The 11,066-nt window shown below is 67.5% G+C and carries 9 protein-coding genes; 6 read left to right on the forward strand and 3 right to left on the reverse strand.

What is annotated here, in order from left to right; all coding sequences use genetic code 11:
• Window positions 1-27 precede the first annotated feature (27 nt).
• Window positions 28-2,340: an NADP-dependent malic enzyme gene (locus ACIIOY_RS16515; RefSeq protein WP_411035771.1), complete on the reverse strand. Its 2,313-nt coding sequence runs from the start codon at window positions 2,338-2,340 to the stop codon at window positions 28-30.
• Window positions 2,341-2,574: 234 nt separating this feature from the next.
• On the opposite strand from ACIIOY_RS16515, the gene ACIIOY_RS16520 reads away from it, so the two are divergent.
• Window positions 2,575-3,417, forward strand: a complete 843-nt coding sequence (locus ACIIOY_RS16520; RefSeq protein WP_411035772.1) for a UDP-2,3-diacylglucosamine diphosphatase — start codon at window positions 2,575-2,577, stop codon at window positions 3,415-3,417.
• A 144-nt stretch (window positions 3,418-3,561) separates the two neighbouring features.
• The gene (locus tag ACIIOY_RS16525; RefSeq protein ID WP_411035773.1) at window positions 3,562-4,782 is read left to right on the forward strand and encodes an MFS transporter; all 1,221 of its coding nucleotides are present in this window, start codon (window positions 3,562-3,564) and stop codon (window positions 4,780-4,782) included.
• Here ACIIOY_RS16525 and dgcA read toward each other — a convergent pair.
• Window positions 4,752-5,735, reverse strand: coding sequence for an N-acetyl-D-Glu racemase DgcA (gene dgcA, locus ACIIOY_RS16530; protein WP_411035774.1), 984 nt, complete (start codon window positions 5,733-5,735; stop codon window positions 4,752-4,754). The genes ACIIOY_RS16525 and dgcA overlap by 31 nt on opposite strands.
• Before the next feature lie 130 nt (window positions 5,736-5,865).
• Between dgcA and ACIIOY_RS16535 the strand changes: the two genes are divergently transcribed.
• The 4 genes from ACIIOY_RS16535 to ACIIOY_RS16550 all read left to right on the forward strand — a co-directional run bounded on the left by ACIIOY_RS16535 (window position 5,866) and on the right by ACIIOY_RS16550 (window position 9,993).
• The gene (locus ACIIOY_RS16535; RefSeq protein ID WP_411035775.1) at window positions 5,866-7,017 is read left to right on the forward strand and encodes an ABC transporter permease; all 1,152 of its coding nucleotides are present in this window, start codon (window positions 5,866-5,868) and stop codon (window positions 7,015-7,017) included.
• 8 nt (window positions 7,018-7,025) lie between these two features.
• Window positions 7,026-7,811: an ABC transporter ATP-binding protein gene (locus ACIIOY_RS16540; RefSeq protein ID WP_411035776.1), complete on the forward strand. Its 786-nt coding sequence runs from the start codon at window positions 7,026-7,028 to the stop codon at window positions 7,809-7,811.
• A 59-nt stretch (window positions 7,812-7,870) separates the two neighbouring features.
• Window positions 7,871-9,241, forward strand: coding sequence for an MlaD family protein (locus ACIIOY_RS16545; protein ID WP_411035777.1), 1,371 nt, complete (start codon window positions 7,871-7,873; stop codon window positions 9,239-9,241).
• 149 nt (window positions 9,242-9,390) lie between these two features.
• Entirely contained in the window at window positions 9,391-9,993 is a 603-nt protein-coding gene (locus ACIIOY_RS16550) for an ABC-type transport auxiliary lipoprotein family protein (RefSeq protein WP_411035873.1), read from the forward strand.
• Between the two features lie 64 nt (window positions 9,994-10,057).
• Here ACIIOY_RS16550 and ACIIOY_RS16555 read toward each other — a convergent pair whose 3' ends face one another.
• Window positions 10,058-11,029 carry a Tim44 domain-containing protein gene (locus ACIIOY_RS16555; RefSeq protein ID WP_411035778.1) on the reverse strand — a complete coding sequence of 324 codons (972 nt, stop codon included), beginning with the start codon at window positions 11,027-11,029 and terminating at the stop codon, window positions 10,058-10,060.
• Between the last annotated feature and the right edge of the window lie 37 nt (window positions 11,030-11,066).

An 11,066-nucleotide genomic window follows, 5' to 3' on the forward strand; every position in this document is an offset into this window, starting at 1 on the left:
GCCGCTTCATAAGGCGGATGGCGCGGGTCAGGCCGGGTTGGACGCCTCCACGACGGCGAGCGCCGCCATGTTGACCACGCCGCGCGAGGTGACGGACGGCGACAGGATGTGGGCGGGCATGGCGGCGCCGAGCAGGATCGGCCCGACATGCAGGCTGTCCGTCATGGTCTTCACCACGCCGAGCGTGATGTTGGCGGCGTCGAGGTTCGGGAAGACCAGCAGGTTCGCCTCGCCCGTCAGGGTCGAATCCGGCATGACGCGCTGGCGCAGCGCCTCGGAAATGGCGGCATCGCCGTGCATTTCGCCGTCCGCCTCGAGGTCCGGATCCATGTCGCGCACCATCTCCATCGCCTTGCGCATCTTGAAGGCGCTTTCCGAATCGCGCGAGCCGAAGTTGGAATGCGAGACGAGGGCGGCGCGCGGCGTGATGCCGAAGCGGCGGATTTCCTGCGCCGCCATGATGGTCATCTGCGCGACCTCCTCGGCCGTCGGCTCCATCGTCACGTAGGTATCGGTGAAGAAGGTGGCGCCGCGCTGCGAGATCAGCAGGCTGAGCGCGGAGAAATCGAGCACGCCCTCCTTCTTGCCGATGATCTGGCTGACGTCGCGAAGGTGCTTGGCATAGCGGCCTTCCACGCCGCAGATCAGCGCATCGGCCTCGCCGCGCTTGACGGCGAGCGCGCCGATGACCGTCTGGTTCGTGCGCACGATGGTGCGGGCGGCTTCCGGGATCACGCCTTTGCGGCCGACGATGCGGAAGTAGTCGTCCACATAGTCGCGGTAGCGCGGATCGTCTTCCGGGTTCACCACCTCGAAGTCGGTGTGCGGGCGCACGCGCAGGCCGTAGCGCTTGAGGCGCGTCTCGATGATCTGCGGGCGGCCGATCAGGATCGGCCTGGCGATCTCCTCCTCCAGTAGCACCTGGGCGGCGCGCAGCACGCGCTCGTCCTCGCCTTCGGCGAAGATAACGCGCTTCTTCTCCGCCTTCTTCGCGGCGGCGAAGATCGGCTTCATGATGAAGCCGGAGCGCCAGACGAAGCGGTTGAGCTGGTCGAGATAGGCGTCGAAATCGGTGATCGGGCGCGAGGCGACGCCGGTTTCGGCCGCCGCGCGGGCCACGGCCGGCGCGATGCGCAGGATGAGGCGCTGGTCGAAGGGCGAGGGGATCAGGTAGTTCGGCCCGAAGCTCGGCGTGTCGCCGGAATAGGCGCGCGCGGCGACGTCGGAGACCTCCTCGCGGGCGAGGCCGGCGATCGCCCTGACCGCCGCCATCTTCATCTCCTCGTTGATGGTGCGGGCGCCGCAGTCGAGCGCGCCGCGGAAGATGTAGGGGAAGCAGATGACGTTGTTGACCTGGTTGGGGAAATCCGAGCGGCCGGTGCAAATCATGGCGTCCGGCCGCGCGGCGCGCGCCTCTTCCGGCATGATCTCCGGCGTCGGGTTGGCGAGCGCCATGATCAGCGGCTTTTCCGCCATGCGGGCGAGGAGTTCGGGCTTCAGAACGCCGGCGGCCGAAAGCCCGAGGAAGACGTCCGCGCCGTCGATGGTTTCGGAAAGCTGGCGCTTGTCGGTCTCCTGGGCGTAGACGGCCTTCCACTGGTCCATCAGCGCTTCGCGGCCCTTGTAGACGAGGCCTTCGATGTCGTGCACCCAGATGTTCTCCACCCTGGCGCCGAGGACGACAAGCTGGTTGAGGCAGGCGAGCGCCGCCGCGCCGGCGCCGGAGGCGACGATCTTGGCGTCGGCGAGCGCCTTGCCGGCGAGCTCCAGGCCGTTCAGCACCGCGGCGGCGACGATGATCGCGGTGCCGTGCTGGTCGTCGTGGAAGACGGGAATGTCCATCTTCTCGCGCAGCTGGCGCTCCACCTCGAAGCATTCGGGCGCCTTGATGTCCTCCAGGTTGATGCCGCCGAAGGTCGGCTCCAGCGCGGATATGACGCCGACCATCCCGTCGACGGTCGGCGCGTCGATCTCGATGTCGAAGACGTCGATGCCGGCGAACTTCTTGAAGAGGACGGCCTTGCCCTCCATCACGGGCTTGGAGGCCAGGGGCCCGATATTGCCGAGGCCGAGGACGGCCGTGCCGTTGGAGACGACGGCGACGAGGTTCGAGCGGGCCGTGTAGTCGGCGGCCGTGTTCGGGTCGTCGCGGATGGCAAGACACGGCGCGGCGACGCCGGGCGAATAGGCGAGCGCCAGGTCGCGCTGGTTGCCGAGCGGCTTGGTGGGGTTGATCTCGAGCTTGCCGGGACGGGGATGACGGTGGAAGAAGAGGGCCTGCTGGTCGATGTCGCCGCTCGCGGGGCCGTTCTGCGTCCTCGGTTTGTCACCCGTGCTCATGATGCTTCCTGCCATATGCTGTTTTCGTCGCGGCTCTTCGTGGCACGAAACCGCCGCGACGTGAAGTTTCCGGAACCTTCCATAAAGCCGCAATCAGCCGCCTGCGCAATGCCTATTTGCGGACGAAAAATGCATAGGTGTGTCATCAATCTGAAACAGGACTCTGGTTTTCAACGGGACGAAAGCCGCCCGTCACGAGGTGATCGCGGCGGCCGGCCACCCGGAGACAAACGCATGACCGCGACCCCCGTTGACCCCAATATCCGCCACTTCCGCACGCTCTTCATCTCGGACGTGCACCTCGGATCGAAGGCGGCCAAGGCGGACTTCCTGATCGACTTCCTGCGGCATCATGAAGCGGAGACCATCGTGCTCGTCGGCGACATCGTCGACGGCTGGCGGCTGAAGCGCAACTGGTACTGGCCGCAGGCCTTCAACGACGTGACGCAGAAGCTGCTGCGCAAGGCGCGCAAGGGCACGCGCATCATCTACATCCCCGGCAACCACGACGAATTCCTGCGCGACTTCCCCGGCACCCATTTCGGCGGCGTCGAGGTGGCCGAGCGCATCATCCACGAGGCGGCGGACGGGCGGCGCTACCTCGTGCTGCACGGCGACGAGTTCGACGTCGTCGTGCGCCACGCCCGCGTCGTCGCCTATCTCGGCGACTGGGCCTACGACGCGGCCATCGCGATCAACGTCGTCTTCGCCGCCATCCGCCGCAAGCTCGGCCTGCCGTACTGGTCGTTCTCCTCCTGGGCCAAGCAGCAGGTGAAATCGGCCGTGAACTTCATCGGCGAATTCCAGAAGGTCGTCGCGGAGGAGGCGCGCCGGAACGATGCCGACGGGGTCATCTGCGGCCACATCCACCATGCCGTCATCACCGAGATCGATGGCATACGCTACATCAACAGCGGCGACTGGGTGGAAAGCTGCACGGCGATCGCCGAGCATCACGACGGGACGATGGAGCTCATCACCTGGCAGAAGCTCGCGGCCGCGGCCGAAGTGGTGCCAGTGTCGCGCCAGATGCGGGCGATCGAGGCGATGGAGCCGGCCAGCGCCGAAGCCGCCTAGGGACTGGAAACGCCTCCGCGGAAGGGCAGGGCGGCGGTGTGCGATCGCCGCTCCGGAAGGGCAGCGCATCCGCAGAAATAGCGGATTGGCGTACGTACATCGGCGTGGTACAGCGGAAGGCATTCCAACCCGGGTTCCCCGCCAATGACCGCCCCTTCAGGGTTTACCGTGTCCGCCGGCGCGCCGCCGTTCTTCGCCGCGCGCATCGCCCTCGTTTTCTGCGCGCCGATGATGGTCAACGGCATCGCCCTGCCGTTCTTTCCGCTCTGGCTCGAGACCCTGTCGATGAGCGATTTCCAGATCGGCATCGTGCTGGCCGTGCCGATGTTCGTGCGCGTCTTCACGGCGCCGGTGGCGGGCATGGCGGCCGACAGGCTCGGCGAGCGGTCGATCGTGCTGCTCTGGTCGGGCATCCTATCGCTGCTGACGGGGCTTGCCCTTTTCGGCGCGAGCGGCTTCTGGCCGATCCTGCTGCTCTACACGCTGCAGGGCGCGGTCTATTCGCCCTACGTGCCGATCACCGACGCGATCGCGCTTTCCGGCGTCCGCCGCTGGAACTTCGATTACGGCCGGATGCGGCTGTGGGGGTCGCTCGCCTTCATCCTCGCCACCATGATCGGCGGATGGCTGGCCGGCCTTCATGGCGGGGCCATCGTGCTGCCGACGATGGTCGCCGCCTTCGCGCTGACCGTGCTCGGCGCGCTCATCGTGCCGAAGATCGGCAAGCCGCGCCGCCCGTCGCCCATCGCGGCCATCGCGGCGGCGCCGGCAGCCACGCTGCGGCAGCGCGACGTGCAGCTCATGCTGATCGGCGTATCGCTGGTCAATGCCAGCCACGCGATGCTGTATGCCTTCTCGGTGATCTACTGGCAGAAGATGGGCTTCAGCGGCACGGCCATCGGCATCCTCTGGAGCGCCGGGGTCCTCGCGGAGGTGATTCTCTTCGTCTTCGCGATTCGGCTGCGGCGGCGCTTCAACCTCTGGTCCATGATGATCTTCGGCTCGCTGGTCGCCGTGGGCCGCTGGCTGGCCTTTCCGCTGGAAACGGGCTTTGCCGGCTATTTCGTGCTGCAATGCCTGCACGCCTTCACCTTCGCGATCCTCCACATCAGCGTGCAGAGCCGCCTCGTGGAGCGCGTCGCGGAGGAGCAGGAGGCCGCGGCCCAGGGCCTCTATTTCTTCTACACCGGCATCTTCATGGCGGTTGCCACCTTCCTGTCCGGCTATGCGTTCAACTGGTACGGCGTCCACGGATTCTACCTGATGTCGGCCATCGCCGCCGCCGGACTCGTCTTCGTCGTTGCCGGCCGGTTCGTCGCGCCGCAGGCCGCCGTTCAGCCCCAGAGCGCCGCTTCCGGCGGGTAGACGTCCGAACCCTCGTAATGGAGGCCCGGCTCCCGGTCGCGGGCGAGCAGAAGCGGGCCGTCGAGGTCGACGAAATCGGCGCCCTGCGCCAGAAGCACCGCCGGCGCCATGCCGAGCGAGGTTCCCACCATGCAGCCGACCATGACCTTCAGGCCGTGCTCGCGCGCCGCCTCACGCAGCGCCAGCGCCTCCGTCAGGCCGCCCGCCTTGTCCAGCTTGATGTTGATCGCGTCGTAGCGGTCGACGAGCTTTGCGACATCCGCCGTGCGATGCACGCTCTCGTCGGCGCAGACGGGGATGGGGCGCGCGTGACCGCGCAGCGCCGAATCGTTGCCGGCGGGAAGCGGCTGCTCGACGAGGGCGATGCCCGCCTCGGCGCAGGCCGCGAAATGATGGACGAGGTTTTCCGGCGTCCAGCCCTCGTTGGCGTCGAGGATGATGGCGCTTTCGGGCGCTCCGGCGCGCACGGCCCTTATGCGCGCGGCATCGTCCGCGGTGCCGACCTTGACCTTCAGCAGCGGCCGCCAGGCCTGTTCCGCCGCCTGGCGCCGCATCGTCTCCGGCTCGCTGAGCGAGAGCGTGTAGGCGGTGACGAGCTTGCGCGGCGCCGCCGTGTTGACGACCTGCCAGGTCGGCACGCCGGAGAGCTTCGCCTCGAGGTCCCAGAGCGCGCAGTCGATGGCGTTGCGCGCGGCGCCTGCGGGCATGCGCCGGGCAAGGTCCTCGCGGCCGATGCCGTCCTCGACGGCGCCGCGCATGTCCTCGATGGCGGCAAGCACGCCGGCGACCGATTCGCCGTAGCGGGCGTAGGGCACGCATTCGCCGCGGCCGGCAAGGCCGGACGCGGTTATCGTGCAGGTCAATACCTCCGCCGTCGTCTTCGCGCCGCGCGAAATGGTGAAGGATCCGGCGATCGGGAAGCTTTCGGCGGCGGCGAGAAGGGTGCGGCGCATGGGGTCGATCCTGGGAGGCCTGAAAATTTCAAGGCGGGAAGCGGCTTTTGGCCGTTCGTTCGGTGACAGAAGGCCGGCAAGCCGGTAAGACAGGCGCATGTTGTCCCAAGCACGGGAAGATGCAAGAGACTTGACCGCCGCCGCCAGCCCCACAGCCGAGATCGTGACCGAGAGCCTGCCCGGCAAGGGCGGAGAGATTTGGCGTCTTTCCGGCCAGTGGGTGAACACGACCGCCGTCGGCGCGAGCAGGCGGCTGGCCGAGATGGCCGGCGGGCAGGGCGGCGACCTCGAGATCGACCTCAGCGGCGTCGCGGAGATGGATACGGCGGGCGCCTGGCTGCTGCGCCGGGCCATCACCGAGCGGCAGGCGAACGGCGCCGAGGTGAGCGTCACGGACAAGGAGGGGCGCTATGCCGACCTGATCACCGCGCTGCCGGACAAGCTCGCCGAGCCGCGCGAGGAGAACGGGCCGCCGGGTTCGCGGTTCGAGCGCATCTTCGCGCCGATCGGCCGCGTCATGGCCGATGTCTGGGACGATGCGGTGGCGGCCATGTTCATCCTCGGCTCGGCCGTGCGCGGCGCGCAGCTGAAGCTCGGGCGCAAGAGCGGCGTGTCGCCGGCGGCGATCGTGCACCAGATCGACCACATGGGCGTGCGCGCCGTGCCGATCATCCTCCTGATGTCCTTCCTCATCGGCGCGATCATCGCGCAGCAGGGCGCCTTCCAGCTGCGCTACTTCGGTGCGGAAGTGTTCGTCGTCGACCTTGTCGGCATCCTCCAGCTGCGCGAAGTAGGCGTGCTGCTCACGGCCATCATGATCGCCGGCCGCTCCGGCAGCGCGATCACCGCCGAGATCGGCTCGATGAAGATGCGCGAGGAGATCGACGCGCTGAAGGTCATGGGCCTCAGCCCCATCGGCGTGCTGGTCTTCCCGCGGCTTGTGGCGCTGACGGTCGCGCTGCCCCTGCTGACGATCATCGCCAATTTCGCGGCGCTCGCGGGCGCGGCCTTCGTCGCCTGGTCCTATTCCGGCATCACCTTTGAGACCTTCCAGTCGCGCCTGCGCGAGGCGATCGACCTGTCCACGGTCGTCTCCGGCATGATCAAGGCGCCGTTCATGGCGCTGATCATCGGCATCGTCGCTTCCGTCGAGGGGCTGAAGGTCGGCGGCAGCGCCGAATCGCTCGGCCGCCACGTCACGGCCTCCGTGGTGAAGGCGATCTTCGTCGTCATCCTCGTCGACGGCCTCTTCGCCATGTTCTACGCCGCGATCGATTTTTGAGGAGGCCCATGGATTCGGTTTCGGCAGAACAGGACGACGTGGTGCTCTCGGTCAAGGACCTGACCGTCGGCTTCGGCAGCAACATCGTCCTCGACAAGCTCAACCTCGACATCTACCGCGGCGAGATCCTCGGCTTCGTCGGCGCGTCCGGCACGGGCAAGTCCGTCCTGATGCGCACGGTGCTGCGGCTCCTGCCGCGCCGCGCCGGCACGATCCGCATCTTCGGCACGGATTTCGACAAGGCGAGCGAGGCGGAGCGCCTGGCGCTCGACATGAAGCTCGGCGTGCTCTTCCAGCACGGCGCGCTGTTCTCCTCGCTGACGGTCAAGGAGAACATCCAGGTGCCGATGCGCGAATATCTCGACCTGCCGCAGGCGATGATGGACGAGCTGGCGCGCCTCAAGATCGAGCTGGTCGGCCTTGCGCCCGAGGCGGCGAACAAGTTCCCCTCGGAGCTTTCGGGCGGCATGATCAAGCGCGCGGCGCTGGCGCGGGCGCTTGCGCTCGATCCGGCGCTGGTCTTCCTCGACGAGCCCACCTCCGGCCTCGACCCGATCGGCGCGGCGGAATTCGACGAGTTGATCGCCAAACTGCGCGACACCCTCGGGCTGACCGTGTATATGGTGACTCACGACCTCGACAGCCTGTTTTCGGTCTGCGACCGCATTGCCGTCCTCGGGCAGAAGAAGGTTCTGGTCGAAGGCACGATCGAGGACATGCTGGCCTTCGACGATCCGTGGGTGCAGTCCTATTTCCAGGGCAAGCGCGCACGCTCGATCGTGCGGAAGGCATGAGGAATATCCGGGACCTAAGGGCCCCGATGTATGGAATTGCGAACAGGATAGCCTGAAGCATGGAAACGAAAGCCAATTACGCCCTCGTCGGTTTCTTCACCGTGCTGGTCATGGCCGCCGCCTTCGTCTTCGTCTACTGGATGTCGCAATACGGCCGCGGCGGCGAGATGGCGCAGCTCATGATCCGCATTCCGGGCTCGGCGAACGGCCTTTCCGTCGGCTCTCCCGTGCGTTTCAACGGCATCCCGGTCGGCTCCGTGCGCAGCCTTGCGATCGACGCGGACGACCCGCGCTTCTCCGTCGCCATGACGGAGGTGTCGACGAGCGCGCCGGTCAAGAAGTCCACCTCCGCCGTGCTGGAGGTGCAGGGCCTGACGGGCGCGGCCTATATCGAACTCGGCGGCGGCAATGCCGACGATCCGAATATCCTGCGCGAGGCCTTGGAAAACGAGACCGCCGCCGTGCTCGAGGCCGAGCAGTCGAGCGTGACGAACATCCTTTCGACCGCGGACAAGATCCTCAAGCGCGCCGATGCGGCCATCACCGACATCCAGGGCTTCGTGGCCGATGCCCGCGGGCCGCTCACCACCACGATCCGCAACGCCGAGCAGTTCTCCGATTCGCTCGCCCGCAACGGCGAGAACATCGACGAGTTCCTGCAGAGCGTCGGCGGGCTTTCGGAAACTTTCCGCAACCTTTCCGGCCGGCTGGATTCCACGCTCGCCGCGGTGGATTCGCTCATCAAGGCGGTCGATCCGAAGAAGGTCGAGGACTTCGTCAGCAATGTCGACAAGGTCAGCAAGGACATCGCGGACGCCTCGGGCGACGTGAAGGCGACCGTGCAGAGCTTCCGCAGGACCGCCGAGACGTTCGATGCCTTCGGCAAGCAGGCGTCGGCGACGCTCGACAAGGTGGACAGCCTGATGGCGGCCGTCGACACGCAGAAGGTCGGCGGCGCCATCGACAACATCTCGGTCGCGACGGCGGATGCCCGCAAGGCGATCGCCTCCGTGACGGGCGTCGCCAACCGCATCGGGCAGCGCGAGGAGGACATCGACCAGATCATCACCGACGTGCAGCAGATGACCAACAAGCTGAACGCCGCCTCCTCGCGGGTCGACGGCGTGCTCGCCAAGCTCGACGGCTTCCTGGGCGAGGGCGATTCCGAATCGCTCTTCGCCGAGGCCAAGGCGACGCTGCAGTCGATCAAGCAGGCAGCGGACACGCTGAACGGCCGGATCGGCCCGATCGCCGACGGGCTGCAGCGCTTCTCCGGCTCCGGCCTGCGCGACGTGGAGGCGCTGGTGCTCGACACGCGCCGCACGATCCAGAACCTCGACAGCGCCATTTCCGGTTTCGAGCGCAATCCCCAGCGCCTGCTGTTCGGCGGCGAGACGGTCAAGCAGTATGACGGCCGCACCCGGCGCTGAGAACGGCCGGAAAGTGTGGCCCTATCTCCACAACGCAGAACCTGTCGTGCCCGGACGCGAATTTGTCCGCCCGCGCAACCGTGACAGCGTGCCAAGCCGCTGCTACACAGGATGCATCAGGGTTTGAGGATGAAATGACGGTACCGGGTATGGAGTTGTTGCGGAACGGGACTGCGGCGCGCGCCGCTCTCATTGCCGTTCTGGCGGCGACGCTTGCCGCCTGCGGCGGCGGCCAGGCCAAGAACGATACGTTCAGCCTCTCGGCCGAGCCTTCCGTCGAGGGACCCTCGGCGAAGAACCGGCAGATCCTCGTGCCCCAGCCCTCGGCCCTGAAGGCGCTCGACAGCGGCCAGATCGTCGTCCGCCCGTCGCCTTCCGAAATCCAGTATCTCGCCGAGGCGCAGTGGAGCGACAGCCTGACCAAGATGGTGCAGGCCAGGCTCGTGCAGGCGTTCGAGAATACCGGCCGCCTCGGCGGCGTCGGCATGCCGGGCCAGGGATTGGCGATCGACTACCAGATCGTCACCGACATCCGCTCGTTCGAGGTGCAGACGTCCGGCGCGGACACCGCCGTCGTGGAGATCTCGGCAAAGCTGCTCAACGACCGCAACGGCACGGTGCGGGCGCAGAAGGTGTTCCGCGCGGCCTCGCCGGTGCGCGGCTCGGGCAATACCGCATTCGTGAAGGCGCTGGACGCGGCCTTCGCGACGGTCACCGCCGATATCGTCGGCTGGACATTGGCGTCGATCTGACCGGCGATCCCCCCGTGAAGTTCAGGCTCGTGCGCCGCAGGCCGCAGCGCACGGCCTTGCCGCGTCAGGCGGCTTCGACGCCCTGGATCGCCGAGACCTTCCAGTCGCCGCCGTTGCGGCGCACGAACGTCCATACCTCGACGGCTTCCGTCAGCTCGTCCGGATTGCCGGACACCACGCGTCCGCCCTCGCGCTCGCGCATCACGTCGATGCTCTCGTAGCGCATGGCGACGGTGGCATATTCGTCCGCGCCCTCGCGCCAGGCCTCCGCGACATCGCCCTGGACGAGATGGATGTCGCGCACCTCGTTCCTCAGGCCCTGCGTGGCATTGTCGCCGATCTCCTCGGCGAGGTAGGACATCGCCTCCGGCGTGGTGATCTGGCGCAGCGTGCGGAAGTCTTCCGCGGCATAGGCCGCCTGCAACTCCTTCAGCAGGGCCTCGAACCGGTCGAGGTCGGCCTGCTTGATGCCGATCTCGTCGCCCGGCTTCGGCTGTGCGGTGGCCTGGCGGCTCCCGCCGCCGATGCGCGGAATCTCGAAGTGCGCGCCGCCGCCGTCATGGACGTTGCGGGCGGAGGCGCCGCCAGCATAGGCGGGTGCGTTCCTCTGCGCGAACATCCGGCGCAGGAACATGAAGAGGCCGGCGATCAGCAGCACCTGCAGGATGAGGCCGAGGAAGCCGATGCCGCCGCCGAGGCCGTAGCCGAGCAGCATGCCGACGAGGCCGCCGAGCATCAGGCCGCCGAGGAGCCTGCCGCCGAACCCGTTGAAGAGGCCGGGACGCGGATTGTTCGCGTTCGTGTTGCGGCTCGCGGAGGGCTGGGCCGATTGCTGGCGCGTCATCGTGCGGTCGATCGGCTGGGCATCGGTGGGGGCCGTGCGCGTCGTCGACGGCGTCGAGAAGGTGCGGCTGCCGCGGCTGCCGAAACCGCCGCCGGCGCGGCGGGCTTCCGCCACGTCCACCACCGTCATGATCACCATCAGCGCCAGCGCCAGCGTCGCCAGCACGCGGCCAAATCCCTGTATCAAAATCATTCTCGTCTCTCTTCCCTTGCGCCCCGTGGCGCTCCGG

The sequence above is a fragment of the Shinella agrisoli genome (genome assembly GCF_046557955.1).
In the GTDB taxonomy this organism is placed as follows: Bacteria; Pseudomonadota; Alphaproteobacteria; order Rhizobiales; family Rhizobiaceae; genus Shinella.

Coding starts and splice junctions, on each gene's coding strand:
- ACIIOY_RS16515 (WP_411035771.1), bottom strand. CDS start 2,340: ATGAGCACGGGTGACAAACCGAGGACGCAGAACGGCCCCGCGAGCGGC.
- ACIIOY_RS16520 (WP_411035772.1), top strand. CDS start 2,575: ATGACCGCGACCCCCGTTGACCCCAATATCCGCCACTTCCGCACGCTC.
- ACIIOY_RS16525 (WP_411035773.1), top strand. CDS start 3,562: ATGACCGCCCCTTCAGGGTTTACCGTGTCCGCCGGCGCGCCGCCGTTC.
- dgcA (WP_411035774.1), bottom strand. CDS start 5,735: ATGCGCCGCACCCTTCTCGCCGCCGCCGAAAGCTTCCCGATCGCCGGA.
- ACIIOY_RS16540 (WP_411035776.1), top strand. CDS start 7,026: ATGGATTCGGTTTCGGCAGAACAGGACGACGTGGTGCTCTCGGTCAAG.
- ACIIOY_RS16545 (WP_411035777.1), top strand. CDS start 7,871: ATGGAAACGAAAGCCAATTACGCCCTCGTCGGTTTCTTCACCGTGCTG.
- ACIIOY_RS16550 (WP_411035873.1), top strand. CDS start 9,391: ATGGAGTTGTTGCGGAACGGGACTGCGGCGCGCGCCGCTCTCATTGCC.
- ACIIOY_RS16555 (WP_411035778.1), bottom strand. CDS start 11,029: ATGATTTTGATACAGGGATTTGGCCGCGTGCTGGCGACGCTGGCGCTG.